The following is a 19,558-nucleotide window of genomic DNA, read 5'->3' as shown; positions in this document are numbered from 1 at the left end:
ACTCAGGGTTCAGCTGAAGGAGTCACCGCAGGCGCAGGAGCCCGTGGCGTTCGGGTTGTCGATCGTGAAGCCCTGCTTCTCGATGGTGTCCACGAAGTCGACGGAGGCGCCGCCCAGGTACGGGGCGCTCATCCGGTCGGTGACGACCTTGACGCCGCCGAAGTCCTTCACCACGTCCCCGTCGAGCGAGCGCTCGTCGAAGAAGAGCTGATACCGCAGGCCCGAGCAGCCTCCGGGCTGAACGGCGACGCGCAGCGCGAGGTCGTCCCGGCCCTCCTGCTCCAGCAGGGTCCTGACCTTGTCTGCGGCGGCGTCGGACAGGAGGATGCCGTCGCTCACGGTGGTGGTCTCGTCCGATACGGACATCTGCTTCTCTCCCGGGTTGTACGGACTGCTTGCCGACGGTCCAACCATCGGGGCCGCGGATTCATTCCGGGCCAGGCGCGTGTCTGTTCCCTTCATGCTCGCACACCGCATGCGCCGGGGGATGCGTCACATCGACGCTATGGGCATCGTCAAGCTGACACGAAGCGGTTATGATAGATAGCGTCAATTAGACGAAAAGGCTTTTCGCAGAAAAGAAAGGGTGCGTGTCGTGACCACCGCCCAGCCCCTGGATGTCCAGCCGACGCCCCTCGCCCTTCTGCTGCTCGGCCGCGAGGCCGACCCGCGGAGCGAGCGCGGGGTCGAATGCCCGGGCGACCTGCCCTCCCCGTCCGACCCGGACCTGGTGGAGCGGGCACGTGCCGCCAAGGAGAAGCTCGGGGACAAGGTCTTCGTCCTCGGCCACCACTACCAGCGCGACGAGGTCATCCAGTTCGCGGACGTCACCGGCGACTCCTTCAAGCTCGCCCGGGACGCGGCGGCGCGGCCCGAGGCGGAGTACATCGTCTTCTGCGGCGTGCACTTCATGGCCGAGTCCGCGGACATCCTGACGGGCGACGACCAGAAGGTCGTCCTGCCGGACCTGGCCGCCGGCTGCTCGATGGCGGACATGGCCACCGCCGAGCAGGTCGCCGAGTGCTGGGACGTGCTGACGGAGGCGGGGGTCGCCGAGCAGGTCGTGCCGGTCTCGTACATGAACTCCTCCGCCGACATCAAGGCCTTCACCGGCCGGCACGGCGGGACGATCTGCACCTCGTCCAACGCGAAGCGGGCGCTGGAGTGGGCCTTCGAGCAGGGCGAGAAGGTCCTCTTCCTGCCGGACCAGCACCTGGGGCGCAACACGGCCGTCCGGGACATGGGGATGACCCTGGAGGACTGCGTCCTCTACAACCCGCACAAGCCGAACGGCGGCCTCACCGCCGAGGAGCTGCGGAACGCGAAGATGATCCTGTGGCGCGGGCACTGCTCGGTGCACGGGCGCTTCTCGGTGGAGTCCGTCAACGATGTGCGGGAGCGCATCCCGGGTGTCAACGTGCTGGTCCACCCGGAGTGCAAGCACGAGGTCGTGGCGGCCGCGGACCACGTGGGCTCGACCGAGTACATCATCAAGGCCCTCGAGGCGGCCCCGGCCGGTTCGAAGTGGGCGATCGGTACGGAGCTGAACCTGGTGAGCCGGCTCGCGAAGCGGTTCGCGGCCGAGGACAAGGAGGTCGTCTTCCTCGACAAGACGGTCTGCTTCTGTTCGACGATGAACCGCATCGACCTGCCGCACCTGGTGTGGACGCTGGAGTCCCTGGCCGAGGGGAACCTGGTCAACCGGATCCAGGTCGACGCGGAGACCGAGAAGTTCGCGAAGCTGGCGCTGGAGCGGATGCTGGCGCTGCCGTAGGGGTGGCGGGGCCTGTCCGCCCGGCGGGCCGGCGTTCTCGCGGGAAAAGGCCCCCGATGCCGTTGTGCGGCATCGGGGGCCTTCCTGTGGTGGCTGCGGGCAGCTGTCAGGCCTTCGCGGGCTCCGGCTCCTCGGAGGTGGCTTCCTCCGTCGTCTCCGGGGCGCTCGCGCCGGACTTCGACTCGCGCTTGGCCGCCTTCTTCTTCGCGCGGCGCTCCTTGCGGAGCTCGACCATCGCGTAGAGCGTCGGCACCAGGAGCAGGGTCAGCAGCGTGGAGGTGATCAGACCGCCGATCACCACGACCGCCAGCGGCTGTGAGATGAAGCCGCCCTCACCCGTGACGCCGAGCGCCATCGGGAGCAGGGCGAAGATCGTCGCCAGTGCCGTCATCAGGATGGGACGCAGACGGTGGCGGCCTCCCTCGACGACTGCCTCGACGACACCCATGCCCTGCGCCCTGTACTGGTTGATCAGGTCGATCAGCACGATCGCGTTGGTCACCACGATGCCGATCAGCATCAGCATGCCGATCATCGCCGGGACGCCCATCGGGGTGCCGGTGACGATCAGGAGGCCGATGGCGCCCGTCGCCGCGAACGGGATGGAGACCAGCAGGATCAGCGGCTGGATGAGCGACCGGAAGGTGGCCACCAGCAGCATGAAGACGATCGCGATGGCCGCCAGCATGGCCAGGCCCAGCTTGATGAAGGCGTCGTTCTGGTCCTGGGAGACACCGCCGATGCTCGCGGTGGCGCCCTCCGGGAGGTCCAGGGCGTCGATCTTCGTCTGGAGCGAGGTGCTGACCGCGCCCGTGTTGTCGCCGGTCGGCTTGGCAGTGATCGTCGCCGCGCGCTGGCCGTCGATCCGGGTCATCGAGACCGGGCCGGGGACCAGCTCGACGCTGGCGATGTCGCCGAGCTTGACCGGGCCGAGCTGGAGGGCCTTCAGCTCGGCCATCGTGGTGGCCGGCTTCGCGGACTTGACCAGGACGTCACGCTCGCTGTCGTCCATGATCGCCTTGCCGGACGGGGTGCCGCGCACCGCGCCGGCGACCGCCGCGCCGAGGGTGGTCTCGTTGAATCCGGCGTCGGCCGCCTTGTCGTTGGCCTTGACCGAGATGCGGGGGACGCTCTGCGCCAGGTCGCTCTGGACATCGGTGACGTCCTTGAGCTTGGCGACCTCACCGCGCACCGCCTCGGAGGCCTTCTTCAGGACGTCCGCGTCGGCGGCCTTGACCACGACGCTGAGGTCCTGGCTGCCGAAGCCGTCGCCCGCGGCGATCGTGGTGTCGCCGATGCCGTCGAGCTTGCCCAGGGCCTCGTCGATCCGGTCCTGGGTGGCGTCGAAGTCCGCCGAGTCCTTGAGGGTGATTTGGTAGGAGGCCTGGTTGGCGCCCGTACCGCCGCCGAAGGCCGCCATGAAGCCGGAGGATCCGACCGTGACCTGGTAGTCCTCGACACCCTTGTCGGCGGCGAGGACCTTCTCGACCTTCTGCGCGGCCTCGTCGGCCGCGGCCAGGCTGGTACCGGGAGTCAGCTCCTGCTTGATGGAGAGGACTTCCTGCTCACCCTGGTCGAAGAAGTTCGTCTTCAGCAGCGGTGCCATGCCGAAGGTGCCGAACAGGACCACGAAGGCGATGACGATGCTGGTGATACGACGCCGGGTCGCGAAGCGCAGCACCGGGACGTAGATCCGCTGGAGCCGGCTGGCCGCTTCCTTCTCCTCGGCCTTGCGGCGTGCCTCGTCCGGGTCCGTGTCGGTCCCCTTGGGTGCCCGCAGGAACCAGAACGAGAGGACCGGGACCACGGTCAGCGAGACCAGCAGGGAGGCCAGCAGAGCGGCCGTGACGGTGAGGGAGAACGAGCCGAAGAGCTGGCCGACCATGCCGCCGACCAGACCGATGGGCAGGAACACGGCGACGGTGGTGAGCGTGGACGAGGTGACCGCGCCGGCCACCTCCTTGACCGCGGTGGTGATCGCCGAATGGCGCTCCTCGCCGTAGCCGAGGTGCCGCTTGATGTTCTCCAGGACCACGATGGAGTCGTCGACGACTCGGCCGATCGCGATCGTCAGCGCGCCGAGGGTCAGCATGTTCAGCGACAGGTCACGGGTCCAGAGCACGATCAGCGCGAGGACCACGGAGAGCGGGATGGAGACCGCGGTGACCAGCGTCGAGCGGATCGACGCGAGGAACACCAGGATCACGACGACCGCGAACAGCAGGCCGAGCGCGCCCTCGGTGGTCAGGCCGGAGATCGCCTTGGAGACGGCGGGGCCCTGGTCGGAGACGACGGTCAGCTCGGCGCCGGCGCCGAGGTCCTTGCGCAGGTCCGGGAGCTTGTCCTGGACGGCGTCCGAGATGGCGACGGCGCTGCCGTCCTTGTCCATCGTCGCCATGACGGCGAGGCTCGGCTTGCCGTTCGTGCGGGTGATGGAGACCGCGGCGGCGGGCTCCTGCTTCACCGTGGCGACGTCACCGACGCGGACGGGCTTGCCGGCCTCGCCGGTCGCCGGGTTCGCCGCTGAGACCTTCAGGTCCTCGATCTGCTGGAGCGAGGTGAAGGAGCCGCCCACCTGGATGGTGCGGCTCTTGCCCGACTCGGAGAAGGATCCGGCCGGCACGGTGGCGCCGCCCGCCTGGAGTGCCTGGGCCAGCGAGCCGGCGTTCATGCCTGCCGCGGCGAGCTTCCTGTCGTCGGGGACGACCGAGACCTGGAGGTCCTGGACGCCGTCGACCGTCACCTGGCCGACGCCCTCGATGTCCTCCAGCGCCGGGACGACCGTGCGGTCGAGCTGGTCGGCCAGCGCCTGCTGGTCCTTGTCGGAGGTGACGGCGAGGACGACGGTCGGGATGTCGTCCGTCGAACCGGCGACGACCTGCGGGTCCACGTCGTCCGGCAGCTGGATGCGGGCGCGGTTCACGGCCTGCTGGATGTCGGCGACGAGCTGCTTCGTGCCCTCGTCACCGAAGTCGAAGGTCGCCATGATGACGGCGTTGCCCTCGCTGGCGGTCGAGGTGATGCCCTCGACGCCGTCGACGGTCTTGATGGAGTTCTCGAGGGGCTCGACGACCTGCTTCTCGACCACGTCGGGAGACGCACCCTGGTAGGGCGCCAGCACCGACACCATCGGGAGTTCGATGGTGGGCAGCAGCTGCTGCTTGAGCTGCGGGATCGCGATCGCTCCGAACACGAGCGCGACGATCGAGATCAGTCCGATCAGGGCCCGTTGCGCGAGGCTGAATCTGGACAGCCAGGACATGGGTGGGTCTCTCTTCTGTGGCTTACGCGGCAGGTGGGCGGCTGCTCGGTGCTCGCTTCGGCGCTCACTTCGTGCTCACCTCGGTGATCACAGGGGGACACAGCCCGCCCATCTATACGATCGCCGGGTCCGTGAAGGAAAACGTCGGCCCCCGGGTTGCTTTCTTATCCCGCGCATACCGCAGCTGGAGTAGCCGGGTCTACACCCTCACTCCACCCTGGGGCGTACCAGGCCCGATTCGTAGGCAATGACGACCAATTGCGCCCGGTCCCGCGCGCCCAGTTTCGCCATGGCCCGGTTCACATGGGTCTTCACGGTGAGAGGGCTGACGACGAGCCGGTCGGCGATCTGGTCGTTGGAGTGCCCGCCCGCGACCTGGACGAGCACCTCGCGCTCGCGCCCCGTGAGCGCGGCGAGCCGCTCGGAGTACTCCGCTCCGTCCGGCCCCTCCCCGGCGGTGCCTGCCTGGGCGAGGAAGCTGGCGATGAGGCCCTTGGTCGCGACCGGGGAGAGCAGTGCCTCACCGGCCGCGGCGACACGGATGGCGTTGAGCAGTTCGTCCGGTTCCGCGCCCTTGCCCAGGAATCCGGACGCACCGGCGCGCAGGGACTGCACGACGTACTCGTCCACCTCGAAGGTGGTGAGCATGACGATCCGTACGCCCGCGAGGTCCGGGTCCGCGCTGATCATCCGGGTGGCGGTGAGTCCGTCGGTGCCCGGCATCCGGATGTCCATCAGCACGACGTCGGCGCGGGTCGAACGGGCCAGTGTCACGGCCTCCGCGCCGTCGGCGGCCTCGCCGACGACCTGCATGTCGGGCTCGGAGTCCACCAGCACCCGGAACGCACTGCGCAGCAGTGCCTGGTCGTCGGCGAGCAGCACCTTGATGGGCGTCATGCGCATCCCCCCGTCGTCCCCGTCGCGCCCGGCCGCTCCGGCGCGCGTGTGCGGGACGTGACGGGCAGGATCGCATGGACCCTGAATCCGCCCCCGTAACGGGGTCCCGCCGTGAGGGTGCCTCCGAGGGCTGTGACGCGCTCGCGCATGCCGATCAGGCCGTGCCTGCCGCCGTCGGCGGGCGCTGGCCGGGGATCCGTTCCTGTGCCGTTGTCCAGCACGGTGACCTCGGCGGTCCCCCCGACCCGCACGACACTCACCTCGGCCTTCGCGTCGGGGCCCGCGTGCTTGCGCACGTTGGTCAGGGCCTCCTGGATGATCCGGTAGGCCGCGAGGTCGACCGCCGCGGGCAGCGGGTTGTCCGGGTCGGTGCAGGCCACCTCGACGGGGAGGCCTGCGTTGCGGAAGGTGTCGACGAGCGCGTCGAGGACGGCGAGCCCCGGGGCGGGTTCCGTGGGCGCCTCCGGGTCGCCGGACTGACGCAGCAGCCCGACCGTGGCCCGCAGCTCGTTCAGCGCGGAGCGGCTGGCCTCCCGTACGTGGGCGAGCGCCTCCTTCGCCTGGTCGGGGCGCTTGTCCATGACGTGGGCGGCGACCCCGGCCTGGACGTTGACCAGGGCGATGTGGTGGGCGACGACGTCGTGCAGGTCCCTGGCGATCCGCAGGCGCTCCTCGGCGACCCTGCGACGGGCCTCCTCCTCGCGGGTGCGCTCCGCGCGTTCGGCCCGTTCCCTGATCGCGTCGATGAACGCGCGCCTGCTGCGCACCGCGTCCCCGGCCGCGCAGGCCAGCCCCGTCCAGGCGAGCACGCCGACGTTCTCCTGGCTGTACCAGGGAGTCGTGCCGGCCACCATCGCCGTCATGGTGAGCACCGCCATGGTCAGCAGGCCGGCCCGCCAGGTGGTGGGGCGGTCGGTGCGGGACGCGACGGTGAACAACGCGATGACCGCGCTCATCACGACGGGGGCCGGCGGATCCATCAGGGCGAACTCGACGGCGGACAGCAGCCCCGTCACGACGAGTACCGCCATGGGCCTGCGCCGGCGCAGTACGAGCGATCCGGCGGCGAGCACCATCAGCAGCACGCTGGACAGCTCGGGAGGACGGGCGCCGAAGACAGGCCCGTGGCCCGGGTTCGGCTCGGCGAACGACGCGCAGATCATGCAGGCGAGCACGGCCGCGGCCAGCCCCCGGTCGAAGGCGAGGGGATGGCCGCGCAGCCAGCGGCGGGGGCGCACGAACCCGGTTCCGAGGGTGGTCACGTCGAGCAACGGTACGGCGTGACGTCGACGGGGCGGTCCGAACGGTGTCCGGACGCCGTCACGGCACGGTGCGCGCAGCACGGTGCCCCGCGCCGGCCGGACCGGGGCGGGGCACCGTGAGGAGTGCGGAGCGGGCGGCCCCGGTCAGCCGGGGATCAGCCCGTCGTCGCGGAGCATGGAGCGCACCTCTTCGAGAGTGGCGTCAGGTGCCGGAAGGATCAGTTCGGACGGCTCCAGGGAGTCGTCCGGGAGCGGCGAGCCGAGCTCGCGCACCTTGTCCAGGAGCGCGTGGAGCGTGGTGCGGAAGCCGGGTCCGTCACCGCTCTCCATCTCCGCGAGGAGTATGTCGTCGAGCTTGTTCAGCTCGGCGACATGACTGTCGGCCAGTACGACCTGGCCCTCCCCCATGATCCGTACGATCATGACGCCGCCCTCACTGCTTGTCGAACTTGTGCGGGGACTGCTGCGACTGCGGTGCCGCGTCCTCGGCGCCGCCCTCGATGGCCTGCTGCTGCCCGGCGGAACCGCCGGCCAGCTCGGCCTTCATGCGCTGCAGTTCCAGTTCTACATCCGTACCACCCGAGATCCGGTCCAGCTCGGCGGCGATGTCGTCCTTCGCCGTGCCGGACGAGTCGTCGAGAGCCCCGGAGGCCAGCAGTTCGTCGATGGCTCCCGCACGTGCCTGGAGCTGCTGGGTCTTGTCCTCGGCCCGCTGGATCGCCAGGCCGACGTCGCCCATCTCCTCGGAGATGCCGGAGAAGGCCTCACCGATCCGGGTCTGGGCCTGGGCCGCGGTGTAGGTGGCCTTGATGGTCTCCTTCTTCGTCCGGAAGGCATCGACCTTGGCCTGCAGACGCTGGGCCGCGAGAGTGAGCTTCTCCTCCTCGCCCTGCAACGTCTGGTGCTGCGTCTCCAGGTCCGTGACCTGCTGCTGGAGGGCGGCGCGCCTCGACAGCGCCTCGCGGGCCAGGTCCTCGCGGCCGAGCGCGAGCGCCTTGCGCCCCTGGTCCTCCAGCTTGGACGACTGTCCCTGCAACTGGTTCAGCTGCAGTTCCAGCCGCTTGCGCGAGGTCGCCACATCGGCGACGCCGCGGCGTACCTTCTGAAGCAGCTCGAGCTGCTTCTGGTACGAGTAATCGAGGGTCTCGCGCGGATCCTCGGCCCGGTCAAGGGCCTTGTTTGCCTTCGCGCGGAAGATCATTCCCATACGCTTCATGACACCGCTCATGGGCTTCGCGCGCCCCCTTCTGACGGACTGAGCTCCAGCACTCCAACAGAACCCACAGTACGGGCCCTGTCTCCATTACCGCACTGTTCGAGCACGGATGTGCTCCTCCGCAAGGACGACTGCCGCCGGTTACCGCTCCCGCGCAGGGAGTAGACGAACATCAGGGATGACGTCGGCAACGTCCGTTCTGCCCCTGTCGGGACACTTTTCAGGACGCAGGCCGTTGCCGGATCGTTCCCAGCCGGTCCCCGGTAGTCCCGGCCGACCCCGTACCCTTGGGTTTTGTGTTCCGTAGCCGTTCCAAGGAAGAGAAGGCCCCCACCGACAAGGTGACGGCGGACCTCTCCAAGCAGCCCCGCGACCCTCAGGCTCCCAAGGGTCGCCCCACCCCAAAGCGCAGCGAGGCCCAGACGCAGCGCCGGCGAGCCTCCAGCGGCGCGCCGACCGATCGCAAGGAGGCCGCGAAGCGCCAGCGCGAGGCGCGCCGGGCGGACATGGCCCGGCAGCGGGAGGCGCTCGCGTCGGGCGACGAGCGCTATCTGCCGGTGCGTGACAAGGGCCCTGTGCGGCGCTACGTCCGTGACTTCGTGGACTCGCGCTTCTGCATCGCGGAGTACTTCCTTCCGCTCGCAGTGATCATCCTGATCCTCAGCGTGATCCAGGTCCAGAACATCCAGAACATCTCGCTGCTGCTCTGGCTCGGCGTGATCGTGCTGATCGTCGTCGACTCCATCGGCCTCGGGTTCCGTCTCAAGAAGCAGCTCGCCCAGCGCTTCCCGGACACCCCGAAGCGCGGCGCGGTGGCCTACGGCCTGATGCGTACGCTCCAGATGCGCCGGCTCCGTCTGCCCAAGCCGCAGGTCAAGCGGGGAGAGCGGCCCTGAGCACGGAGACCTCCGGTTTCACGGGGGTGTCCTCCCAGTGGCTGAGCGGGCTCGGCGGACTGCGCAACACGGTCCGCCAGGAGCTCGTCGCCCGGCAACTCGACGAGCAGATAGCCGCGCGCTTCCCCGTGGGGCAGCGGCTGCGGGTGCTCGACGTCGGCATGGGCCAGGGCACGCAGGCATTGCGCCTGGCGCGGGCCGGGCACTCCGTGACGGGCCTCGAGTCCGACGCGGACATGCTGCGGTCCGCGCGGGACTCCCTGGCGGGCGAGCCCGAGGGCATCCGGGAGCGGGTGCGGCTCATCGAGGGCGACGGCCGTGACACCGGGGTGCACTTCCTGCCCGGCAGCTTCGACGTGGTGCTCTGCCACGGCGTGCTGATGTACGTCCCCGAGCCGGATCCGCTGCTGGCCGGCCTGGCCCGGATGCTGGCCCCCGGCGGGCTGCTCTCGCTGCTCGTGCGGAACGCGGACGCGCTGGCGATGCGACCGGGGACGGCCGGCGACTTCGGCGCGGCTCTCGCGGCGTTCGACACGGATACGTACACGAACAGGCTCGGCCTCGGCGTCCGGGCGGACCGGCTCGAGGTACTGCGGGCCACCCTCGCCGGTATCGCCGCCCCGCTGCACGCCTGGTACGGCGTGCGGGTCTTCACGGACAACGTGAGCAACGAGGACGAGCTGCCCGGCCCCGAGGAGCTGGAGCGGGTGTTCGCAGCCGAGGACCGTGCGGGGCGGACCGATCCGTACCGTGGGGTCGCCGCGCTGCTGCACCTGTGCGGCGTACGCGGCTGACACGGCTGCGGCCGTACGCCTGATCGGCCCACCAGCGCAGGCCGTCGGCGGCGGGCCCTGGCGATACTCCGGGAATGGACGCAACCCCTTCCCGCAGCCGGGTACGCCGCTCGCTCACGCCCCTGGCCGCCGGTGCCTGCGCGGCTGCCCTGGCGGCCGGCTGCGCCGGACCGGGACCCGCCCCGTCCGCCGCCCCCGCCCGGCAGGCGGTGGTTTCGCGGGCCACGGGCGATCTGGAGGACCGGTACCAGTCCGTCATCAGGGACGTCCTGCCCTCCGTCGTGCAGGTCGGAGCCGGGGACGGGCTCGGCTCGGGCATCGTCTACGACGGCAAGGGCCACATCGTCACGAACGCCCATGTCGTGGGCAGCGAGAAGACCTTCGACGTCAGTGTCGCCACCGGTGAGAAGGTGCTCAAGGCCTCCCTCGTCTCCTCCTACCCGGAGCAGGACCTGGCCGTCATCAAGCTCGACGACGTGCCGGACGGGCTGCGGGCCGCTGAGTTCGGGGACACCGACGAGGTCGAGGTGGGGCAGATCGTCCTGGCGATGGGCTCGCCGCTCGGCCTGTCCAGCAGCGTCACCCAGGGGATCGTCTCGGCCGTGGGGCGGACCGTCAGCGAGAGCAGCTCGGGCGGCGGCACCGGAGCGACGCTCGCCGACATGGTGCAGACCTCGGCGGCGATCAACCCGGGCAACAGCGGAGGCGCCCTGGTGAACCTCGACAGCGAGGTGATCGGCATCCCGACCCTGGCGGCGACGGACCCTCAGCTGGGTGACTCCGCGGCGCCCGGGATCGGGTTCGCCATCCCCGTCTCCATGGTGCGGACGGTGGCCGACCAGATCATCAAGTCCGGCAAGGTCACCGACTCGGGCCGGGCCGCGCTGAACATCACGGGGCGCACCGTCGTCGACGACGAATACCGGCCCGCCGGTGTCGCGATCGTCAGCGTCCGCAAGGGCGGGGCCGCGGAGAAGGCGGGCCTGCGCGTCGGGGACATCATCACCCGGATCGGCGACGCCCGGGTCACGACGATCACCTCGCTCTCGGAGGCCCTGGCCGACGACAAGCCGGGCCAGAAGGTCAAGGTGACGTTCAAGCGGGGGGACTCGGCGAAGACCGCCGAGGTCACCCTGGGCGAGATCTGAGAGCCGGTCAGGGGCGCATGGCCACCCGGAGGCAGGGGGCCCGCCCGGACGCCGGGGCCCGGGCGGGACCGCGGGCCTCAGTCGGCCTGGAGGCTCATCGGACCGTAGATCTTCGTCGCGTCCTCGAAGAGCGTCACCTGTTCCGCGCCGCCTTCGAGGAGCTCCTTCCAGAACTCACCGATCCAGGACTCCGCGTCGCCCTGAGTCGTGAACTCCTCCGGCTGCAGCGCCGGCTCCGTCTCCGTACCGTCGGACTTCTCGAACCGCCACGTCCACGCCATGTCCGCCTCCTGGGTCACGTTGCTCCCCGAAGACTAGTGGGTGTCCCGGGCGCGCAGGTGGTTCATGGACACGGGAGGATCAGAGCGTGGAACTGACACTGCTCGGCACCGGAGCCCCCGACGGGCTGCCGCGGCCCGACTGCCCCTGCGCCGTCTGCGCCTCCTCCCGCGGTACCGGGGCGCGCGCCGCGACCGCGCTGCTCGTGGACGACGCGCTGCTGCTGGATCTCACGCCGGGCGCCGTGTTCGCCGCCGCCCGCGCGGGCCGCTCGCTCGCCGCCGTACGGCAGGTGCTGCTGACCCACCCCCATGACGGGCCCGCGGTGGAGCTGCCCGCCTCGCTCCCGCCCGCGGGGCGTGTCCCGGACGGTCAGGAGCTGACGCTGATCAGCGGGCACCGGGTCCGGGCGGTGGCGATGGACTCGCCGGGCACGGGGTACGAGGTGACGTCGCCGGAGGGTGAGCGTCTGCTCTACCTGCCGCCAGGGGCCTCCCCCGCCGGTCTGGCCGCCCCGGTGGCGGAGCCCTACGACATGGTCGTGTGCGATGTGATCGCACGGCCGGACGCCGTGGCCAGGCTGCGGGCCGTCGAGGCCGTCGGGCCGAACACCGAGGTGATCGCCGTCCATCTGGACCACGACGCGCCGCCCGGGGCCGAGTTGGACCGCCGTCTCACGGCCGGCGGGGCACGGGCCGTGCCGGACGGGACGACGCTGCCGGTGGGGGCGTACCACGCGGTGCCGGAGGTGCCCCGGCGCACGCTGATCACGGGCGGGGCCCGGTCGGGGAAGTCGGTGGAGGCCGAACAGCGCCTGGAGACCTTCCCCGAGGTGGTGTACGTGGCGACGGGCGGCCGCCGCGAGGGAGACACGGAGTGGGAGGCCCGGATCGGGCTGCACCGGGAGCGCAGGCCTGCCGCCTGGCGCACCGAGGAGACCTGCGAGCTGGCGGGTCTGCTGGAGGAGGACGGCCCGCCGCTTCTGATCGACTGCCTGTCGCTGTGGCTGACGGACGCGATGGACCGGGTCGAGGCGTGGGACGACGGCCGGTGGGCGGACGGCGGGGAGGAGAAGCTCCGCGAACGGGTCTCCGAGCTGGTCCGCGCGGTGCGCGGGACACGTCGTACGGTCGTCGCCGTGACCAACGAGACCGGCTCGGGCGTGGTCCCGGCGACGGCCTCCGGACGGCGCTTCCGGGACGAACTGGGCCGTCTGAACGCCTCGTTCGCCGCCGAGTGCGAGCAGGTGCTGCTGGTGGTGGCGGGGCAGGCGCTGGTGCTGCGGGGCTGAGCCGGGGGCGGGTGCGGGGCCGGAGTGCGGAAGGGAGCGCCGGGTACTGTTCCGGGCAGGAGCCCCCCGGCGGGTTCCGGCCCACTTAGCGCCGACCCGCGAGGCAGACCCCCGTGAATCTGGACGACTTCTCCGACCTGATCGAACGCCCCGACGGAGGCGTACGGCGTGATGCCGAGGAACGCCGGGAGCGGTTCACCGTTCCCGTCGGCGCGCTCGGCCGGCTCGACGAGCTGGGTGAGTGGCTGTCGGCCGCCCAGCAGTCGGTGCCCGTCAAGGCGATCGAGCGGCCGCGCGTCGTGCTGTTCGCCGGTGACCACGGGGTGGCGGAGCTGGAGGTCTCCGGCCGGGCCGCCGGTACCGCGCACGAGCTCGTCCGCGCGGCCCTGGACGGTGCGAGCCCCGTCGCCGTGCTGGCCCGCCGCTTCTCCGTCCCGGTACGGATCGTGGACGCCGGTCTGGACTGTGATCCGGACCTGCTGCCCGACGCCGTCGTACGCCACCGGGTCCGGCGCGGCAGCGGCCGGATCGACGTCGAGGACGCGCTGACGGCCGAGGAGGCCGAGCAGGCCGTACGGCTCGGGATGCGCATCGCCGACGAGGAGGCCGACTCCGGCACGGATCTGGTGGTGCTGGGTGATCTGAGCGTCGGCGGCACGACGGCGGCCTCGACACTGATCGCCGCCCTGTGCGGCACGGACGCCTCGGTGGTGACCGGGCGCGGCGGTGCGGGCATCGACGACCTGGCGTGGATGCGCAAGTGCGCGGCGATCCGGGACGCGCTGCGTCGGGCCCGGCCGGTCCTCGGTGACCAGCTGGAACTGCTGGCCGCCGTCGGCGGTGCGGACCTGGCGGCCATGACGGGATTCCTGCTGCAGAGCGCGGTGCGCCGGATGCCCGTGGTGCTGGACGGGGTGGTCTCGGCGGCCTGTGCGCTGGTGGCCCAGCGGGCGGCCTTCCGGGCACCGGACTGGTGGCTCGCCGGTCAGGTGAGCGGTGAGCCCGCGCAGGCGAAGGCACTGGACCGGATGGCCCTGACACCGCTGCTGGATCACGGGGTGACGGTGGGCGAGGGCAGCGGCGCCCTGCTTGCGCTGCCGCTCGTCCAGGCCGCGGCCGCCCTGGCGGCTGAGCTGCCCGAGCGCGCGCAGGAGCCGGCCGAGGAGGAATCCGAGGAGCCGTCGGCAGACTCGGAGCCCGCGGAGACGACCGCCTGAGCGCCTCGGACACCGTCGCCGGGTGAGCGGGGCCTCAGGTTCCGCCGTCCCCTGGGCGGGGGCCCGGCAACGGGTTCCTGTCCGGGGCACCGCCGATCAGGTCCTGGAAGCGGCGTCGCGGCCCCGCCCAGCGGACATCGTGGTGATACGCCCTCAGCACCGCCCTGGCGCGGGCCCGGTGGCGCCTGCGGTAGAAGCGCTTCGCCCACAGCGAGGCGGGCCTGGCCAGGCGGAGCGCTCCGATCAGCGCGATGAACGGGATGAGGGTGCCGATCACCGCCATACGGGCCTTGCCCTTGAACAGGGCGATCAGCACGAAGCCGAAGTTGACGAGGTAGGTCAGGACGACGCCCAGCCTGTTCTGCTGCTGCTCGCCGCTGAGCTCGTCCACGCCGAGCGGCGAGAATCCGGCGAGCACGAGCAGGACGAGCGAGGCGGTGAGGACGACGACCTCCACGCTCTGGCGGCCCTCCTCGGTCCAGTAGACGTCGTCGAGGTGGAGGATCAGCGCGAACTCGTCGAGGACGAGGCCGGCCCCCACCGCGAAGACGACCGCGAAGATCCCGGCGGCCGCGCCATGTTGACCGCTCGCGACCGCGCCGAAGCCTCCGACCACCGAGAGCACGACGCCGGGCACCACGTGGTGGACGTGCACACCGCCGGGCGTGAAGTTGCGGAACGGACCCTTCCCGGCCCTGATCATCCGGGTGATCATCCGGGTGATGGCGAAGGTCAGCACGAAGGCGCTCAGGGCGAGCAGCAGCGGGAGCTTGCCCGGCTCGACGATGTTCTGCTGGAACCAGTGACCCATGCCACCTCCACCCTGAGACCCACCTCTGCGGCATTTTGGGTCACTTTGCCCGATCTGGCGTGCTGCCGCACCGGCTAGCCTGCGCGCGGTGACCTCCCTGAACAGCCATGGCCTGCGATTCGCCTTCGGCACCCTGACCGCGCTCCCTGTCCGCGTCTCCCGCTGGGACCGCGTGACCGCCCGGGCCGGCATGCTGTGCGCCCCGCTCGCCGGACTCGCCGTGGGGCTGCTCGCGGCCGTCCCCGGAGTACTGCTCCTGCTCGGCGGGTCGGGCCCCCTGGTGGCGGCGGTCGCCTCCGCCGCGCTTCCCGCCGCGCTGACCCGTGGGCTGCACCTGGACGGGCTCGCGGACACCGCCGACGGGCTCGGCAGCGCCAAGCCGGCCGAGGACGCGTTGCGGATCATGAAGCAGTCGGACATCGGCCCGTTCGGTGTGATCACCCTCCTGTTCGTGCTGCTGGCTCAGGTCGCGGCGCTCTTCGAGCTGTACGGCCGTGGCTGGGCCGACGGCGCGCTGGGCACGGTCGCCGCCGCCGTCACGGCGCGGCTCGCGCTCACGCTGGCCTCGCGCCGCGGCGTCCCGCCCGCCCGGCCGGAGGGCCTGGGCGCGGCGGTGGCGGGGACGGTCCCGCCCCGGGGTGCGGCGGCCGTGGCCTGCGTGGTGGTCGCGTGCTGCGCGGCGGCCGGCGCTCTGCTCGGCGGATACGGCGCCGCCCTGCACCACGCCCTCGCCGCCCTGGCCGGCCTCGCGGCCGCGCACGTGATGCTGCGTCACTGCGTGCGGCGCTTCGACGGGGTGACCGGCGACGTGTTCGGCGCGCTGGAGGAGACGGCCGCCACGGTGGCCCTGCTGGCGCTGTCGTTGTCGCCGGGCTAGGGGGTGCCCACCCCTCCGCTCCCCCGACGGCCCCGCCCCCGTGAACCGGAAGCAAGGGCGCGCGTAGGCTCATTCCCGGCACATTGCGGCGGCGTCTACGATGCGCCGGGCACGGTCGGCCCACCCCTCGACCGGTACACAACTCAACGGAAGCGAGAATTCACCACCGTGACAGCTCTCACTCTCAGCACCTCAGGTGCGGCGACGCTGCGCGCCGACGCACTCGTCGTCGGCGTCGCCAAGGGCGCTGGATCCAAGGCTGGGGGCCTGGTCGTGGCACCGGGCGCCGAGGCCGTGGACAAGGCGTTCGACGGAAAGCTCGCCACCGTCCTGGAGACCCTGGGCGCCTCAGGTGCCGAGGGCGAAGTGACCAAGCTCCCCGCCCCGTCCGGCCTCAAGGTCCCGGTCGTCATCGCGGTCGGGCTCGGTCCGGTCCCGGCGAAGGACGACGCGTACGACGCCGAGGCACTGCGCCGCGCGGCGGGCACCGCCGCGCGTGCGCTGAAGGGTTCGAAGAAGGCCGGTTTCGCACTGCCGATGGAGTCCGTCGAGGACGCCGGGGCCGTCGCGGAGGGCGCCCTGCTGGGTGCGTACGCCTTCACCGCCTACCAGGGCGGCGAGAACAAGCTCGCCCCGAAGGGCGCCAAGTCCGGCAAGGACGCGAAGCTCCCGCTCGGCGAGGTCGCCCTGCTCGGTGCCAAGCCGCGTGACAAGGCGTTCAAGGCGGCCGCCGAGCGCGCCGTCGCGGTGGCCGAGGAGATCAACCGCGCCCGCGACCTGGTCAACACCCCGCCGAACGACCTGTACCCCGAGTCCTTCGCCGCCGTGGCCACCGCCGCCGGCAAGGAGCACGGCATCAAGGTGCAGGTCCTGGACGAGAAGGCGCTCGTCAAGGGCGGCTTCGGCGGTCTGCTCGGCGTCGGCCAGGGCTCCACGCACGGCCCGCGCCTGGTCAAGCTGTCCTACACCCACCCCAAGGCGGAGAAGACGCTCGCCCTGGTCGGCAAGGGCATCACCTACGACTCGGGCGGCATCTCGCTGAAGCCGGCCGGGCACAACGAGACGATGAAGTGCGACATGGCGGGTGCCGCCGCCGTGTTCGCCGCCGTCGTCTCGGCCTCCCGCCTCGGCCTCCAGGTCAACGTCACCGGCTGGCTGGCCCTCGCCGAGAACATGCCGTCCGGCAACGCCACCCGCCCCGGTGACGTGCTGCGCATGTACAGCGGCAAGACCGTCGAGGTCCTCAACACCGACGCCGAGGGCCGACTTGTCCTCGCCGACGCGCTGACCCGCGCCTCCGAGGAGACGCCGGACGCGATCGTCGACGTGGCGACCCTGACGGGCGCGATGGTCCTGGCGCTCGGCAACCGCACCTTCGGTGTCATGGCCAACGACGACGCGTTCCGTACGTCGATCCACGAGATCGCCGAGGAGGTCGGCGAGGCCTCCTGGCCGATGCCGCTCCCCGCCGACCTGCGCAAGGGCATGGACTCCCCGACCGCCGACATCGCCAACATGGGTGAGCGGATGGGTGGCGGCCTGGTGGCCGGTCTGTTCCTGCAGGAGTTCGTGGGCGAGGGCATCGCCTGGGCGCACCTGGACATCGCGGGTCCGGCCTTCCACGAGGGCGCGCCGTACGGCTACACCCCCAAGGGCGGCACCGGATCCGCGGTCCGCACCCTGGTGCGGCTCGCGGAGCGCACCGCGGCCGGCGACCTCGGCTGAGTTCCGGAGCCGGCGTCCGCGCGCGGACCCCGCGCGCGAGGTTCGCCTGCGGCGCAGACGGCCCCGGGCATACGTCCGGGGCCGTGGGCGTTCCCCAGGCTCCGACCGCCATTTTTCCGGAAATCTGTACGCATCGGTAACCCTCCGGACCGGATCTTCGTCCGGCTCGGAGCAGGGGCCCGCGTCCCGTCCGCCCTCAACAAGTGCGAAGATGGGTTCTCGGCAGGACAGGGCCCCCACCACAGGGCCGAATAACGCAAGCGGCCGAACACCAGCCGACCGGCCGGTCACACCCCAGCGACGGGGCCCGGCATACGGCGCACATGCATGGAGGACGTGACGTGGCGAACGACGCCAGCACCGTTTTCGACCTAGTGATCCTCGGCGGTGGTAGCGGCGGTTATGCCGCGGCCCTGCGCGGGGCTCAGCTGGGCCTGGACGTCGCACTGATCGAGAAGGGCAAGGTCGGCGGCACCTGCCTGCACAACGGCTGCATTCCCACGAAGGCGCTGCTGCACGCCGGTGAGATCGCCGACCAGGCCCGCGAGGCCGAGCAGTTCGGCGTGAAGGCCACCTTCGAGGGCATCGACATGGCGGCCGTCCACAAGTACAAGGACGACGTGATCTCGGGCCTGTACAAGGGCCTGCAGGGTCTCATCGCCTCGCGCAAGGTGCACTACATCGAGGGTGAGGGCCGGCTCTCGTCGCCCACCTCGGTGGACGTCAACGGCCAGCGCGTCCAGGGCCGCCACGTGCTCCTGGCGACCGGCTCCGTGCCGAAGTCGCTGCCCGGCCTGGAGATCGACGGCAACCGCATCATCTCCTCGGACCACGCGCTGAAGCTGGACCGCGTGCCCAAGTCCGCGATCGTCCTGGGCGGCGGCGTCATCGGCGTCGAGTTCGCCTCGGCGTGGAAGTCCTTCGGCACCGACGTCACGATCGTCGAGGGCCTGAAGCACCTGGTCCCGGTCGAGGACGAGAACAGCTCCAAGCTTCTTGAACGCGCGTTCCGCAAGCGCGGCATCAAGTTCAACCTCGGCACCTTCTTCGACAAGGCCGAGTACACGCAGGACGGCGTGAAGGTCTCCCTCGCCGACGGCAAGACCTTCGAGGCGGAGTTGCTGCTGGTCGCGATCGGCCGCGGCCCCGTCTCGCAGGGTCTGGGTTACGAGGAGGCCGGCGTCGCGATGGACCGCGGCTACGTCCTCGTCGACGAGTACATGCAGACCAACGTCCCGACGATCTCGGCCGTCGGTGACCTGGTCCCGACCCTCCAGCTCGCCCACGTCGGCTTCGCCGAGGGCATCCTGGTGGCGGAGCGACTCGCCGGCCTCAAGACCGTGCCGGTCGACTACGACGGCGTGCCGAAGGTGACGTACTGCCACCCCGAGGTCGCCTCCGTCGGCATCACCGAGGCCAAGGCCAAGGAGATCTACGGTGCGGACAAGGTCGTCGCCCTCAAGTACAACCTCGCGGGCAACGGCAAGAGCAAGATCCTGAAGACCGCGGGCGAGATCAAGCTCGTCCAGGTCAAGGACGGTGCCGTGGTCGGCGTCCACATGGTCGGTGACCGTATGGGCGAGCAGGTCGGCGAAGCCCAGCTGATCTACAACTGGGAGGCGCTGCCGGCCGAGGTCGCGCAGCTCATCCACGCCCACCCGACTCAGAACGAGGCGATGGGCGAGGCCCACCTGGCCCTGGCCGGCAAGCCTCTCCACTCCCACGACTGATCCAGTCCCGGGGACGACCGACCACTTCCGCACTTTCGTAAGGAGCAACTGAAACCATGTCGGTTTCCGTAACCCTTCCGGCGCTCGGCGAGAGCGTCACCGAGGGCACTGTCACCCGTTGGCTGAAGGCCGAGGGCGAGCGCGTCGAGGCCGACGAGCCGCTGCTCGAGGTCTCGACCGACAAGGTCGACACCGAGATTCCGGCGCCCGCCTCCGGCGTGCTGTCGTCCATCAAGGTCGCCGAGGACGAGACCGTCGAGGTCGGCGCCGAGCTGGCCGTCATCGACGACGGTTCGGGCGCACCCGCCGCCGCTGCGGCTCCGGCCGCCGAGCCGGAGGCCGCCCCGGCTCCGGCCGAGGAGGCCCCGGCGCCCGTCGC

18 protein-coding genes are annotated in these 19,558 nt (G+C 71.1%); 10 read left to right on the top strand and 8 right to left on the bottom strand.

All coding sequences use genetic code 11. The features are described from left to right. Positions 1-9: 9 nt before the first annotated feature. Complete coding sequence (locus ACFWFI_RS25835; RefSeq protein ID WP_056784314.1) at positions 10-366, bottom strand: HesB/IscA family protein; 357 nt, start codon at positions 364-366, stop codon at positions 10-12. 220 nt (positions 367-586) lie between these two features. Here ACFWFI_RS25835 and nadA point away from each other — a divergent pair, with 220 nt between their 5' ends. After that, a complete protein-coding gene (gene nadA, locus ACFWFI_RS25830) occupies positions 587-1,774 on the top strand; it encodes a quinolinate synthase NadA (protein ID WP_387394505.1) in 1,188 nt (395 codons plus the stop codon). A gap of 106 nt (positions 1,775-1,880) precedes the next feature. Here the strand turns inward: nadA and ACFWFI_RS25825 are convergent, their stop codons facing one another. The 5 genes from ACFWFI_RS25825 to ACFWFI_RS25805 all read right to left on the bottom strand — a co-directional run bounded on the left by ACFWFI_RS25825 (position 1,881) and on the right by ACFWFI_RS25805 (position 8,411). Continuing rightward, complete coding sequence (locus ACFWFI_RS25825) at positions 1,881-5,036, bottom strand: efflux RND transporter permease subunit (protein WP_387394503.1); 3,156 nt, start codon at positions 5,034-5,036, stop codon at positions 1,881-1,883. Positions 5,037-5,243: 207 nt separating this feature from the next. Next, a complete protein-coding gene (locus tag ACFWFI_RS25820) occupies positions 5,244-5,933 on the bottom strand; it encodes a response regulator (protein WP_387394501.1) in 690 nt (229 codons plus the stop codon). Then, a complete protein-coding gene (locus ACFWFI_RS25815; protein WP_387394499.1) occupies positions 5,930-7,195 on the bottom strand; it encodes a sensor histidine kinase in 1,266 nt (421 codons plus the stop codon). The genes ACFWFI_RS25820 and ACFWFI_RS25815 overlap by 4 nt, the downstream gene beginning before the upstream one ends. A gap of 144 nt (positions 7,196-7,339) precedes the next feature. Continuing rightward, positions 7,340-7,618, bottom strand: coding sequence for a PspA-associated protein PspAA (locus ACFWFI_RS25810; RefSeq protein WP_033299956.1), 279 nt, complete (start codon positions 7,616-7,618; stop codon positions 7,340-7,342). Positions 7,619-7,628: 10 nt separating this feature from the next. Further along, on the bottom strand, positions 7,629-8,411 hold the full coding sequence (locus tag ACFWFI_RS25805) for a PspA/IM30 family protein (protein ID WP_387394497.1): 783 nt from the start codon (positions 8,409-8,411) through the stop codon (positions 7,629-7,631). Positions 8,412-8,707: 296 nt separating this feature from the next. Between ACFWFI_RS25805 and ACFWFI_RS25800 the strand changes: the two genes are divergently transcribed. The 3 genes from ACFWFI_RS25800 (at position 8,708) to ACFWFI_RS25790 (ending at position 11,249) form a co-directional block, all read left to right on the top strand. Then, positions 8,708-9,307, top strand: a complete 600-nt coding sequence (locus tag ACFWFI_RS25800; protein WP_387394495.1) for a DUF3043 domain-containing protein — start codon at positions 8,708-8,710, stop codon at positions 9,305-9,307. A gap of 26 nt (positions 9,308-9,333) precedes the next feature. Beyond that, positions 9,334-10,101, top strand: coding sequence for a class I SAM-dependent methyltransferase (locus ACFWFI_RS25795; protein WP_387394493.1), 768 nt, complete (start codon positions 9,334-9,336; stop codon positions 10,099-10,101). 74 nt (positions 10,102-10,175) lie between these two features. Continuing rightward, entirely contained in the window at positions 10,176-11,249 is a 1,074-nt protein-coding gene (locus tag ACFWFI_RS25790) for a S1C family serine protease (protein WP_387394491.1), read from the top strand. A gap of 77 nt (positions 11,250-11,326) precedes the next feature. On the opposite strand, the gene ACFWFI_RS25785 is transcribed toward ACFWFI_RS25790, so the two are convergent. Next, positions 11,327-11,530: a hypothetical protein gene (locus ACFWFI_RS25785; RefSeq protein WP_387394489.1), complete on the bottom strand. Its 204-nt coding sequence runs from the start codon at positions 11,528-11,530 to the stop codon at positions 11,327-11,329. Between the two features lie 86 nt (positions 11,531-11,616). On the opposite strand from ACFWFI_RS25785, the gene ACFWFI_RS25780 reads away from it, so the two are divergent. After that, positions 11,617-12,819, top strand: a complete 1,203-nt coding sequence (locus tag ACFWFI_RS25780; protein ID WP_387394487.1) for a bifunctional adenosylcobinamide kinase/adenosylcobinamide-phosphate guanylyltransferase — start codon at positions 11,617-11,619, stop codon at positions 12,817-12,819. A gap of 113 nt (positions 12,820-12,932) precedes the next feature. Next, positions 12,933-14,036 (top strand): nicotinate-nucleotide--dimethylbenzimidazole phosphoribosyltransferase, encoded by a 1,104-nt coding sequence (gene cobT, locus ACFWFI_RS25775; protein ID WP_387394485.1) that lies wholly within the window; start codon positions 12,933-12,935, stop codon positions 14,034-14,036. Positions 14,037-14,070: 34 nt separating this feature from the next. On the opposite strand, the gene ACFWFI_RS25770 is transcribed toward cobT, so the two are convergent. Continuing rightward, positions 14,071-14,847: a hypothetical protein gene (locus ACFWFI_RS25770; protein WP_387394483.1), complete on the bottom strand. Its 777-nt coding sequence runs from the start codon at positions 14,845-14,847 to the stop codon at positions 14,071-14,073. A gap of 88 nt (positions 14,848-14,935) precedes the next feature. On the opposite strand from ACFWFI_RS25770, the gene ACFWFI_RS25765 reads away from it, so the two are divergent. The 4 genes from ACFWFI_RS25765 to ACFWFI_RS25750 form a co-directional block, all read left to right on the top strand. After that, positions 14,936-15,724 carry an adenosylcobinamide-GDP ribazoletransferase gene (locus ACFWFI_RS25765; protein WP_387394482.1) on the top strand — a complete coding sequence of 263 codons (789 nt, stop codon included), beginning with the start codon at positions 14,936-14,938 and terminating at the stop codon, positions 15,722-15,724. 168 nt (positions 15,725-15,892) lie between these two features. Further along, positions 15,893-17,449 carry a leucyl aminopeptidase gene (locus ACFWFI_RS25760; protein ID WP_387394480.1) on the top strand — a complete coding sequence of 519 codons (1,557 nt, stop codon included), beginning with the start codon at positions 15,893-15,895 and terminating at the stop codon, positions 17,447-17,449. Between the two features lie 341 nt (positions 17,450-17,790). Then, on the top strand, positions 17,791-19,179 hold the full coding sequence (gene lpdA / locus ACFWFI_RS25755) for a dihydrolipoyl dehydrogenase (protein ID WP_384066497.1): 1,389 nt from the start codon (positions 17,791-17,793) through the stop codon (positions 19,177-19,179). 56 nt (positions 19,180-19,235) lie between these two features. Further along, positions 19,236-19,558: biotin/lipoyl-containing protein (locus tag ACFWFI_RS25750; RefSeq protein ID WP_387394478.1), on the top strand; the 323-nt coding region annotated here is incomplete at its 3' end.

The organism is Streptomyces sp. NPDC060209, from assembly GCF_042728155.1.
Taxonomy (GTDB): domain Bacteria; phylum Actinomycetota; class Actinomycetes; order Streptomycetales; family Streptomycetaceae; genus Streptomyces.
Note: the sequence above shows the minus strand (reverse complement) of the source record. Positions and strands in the feature narration are given on the sequence as shown.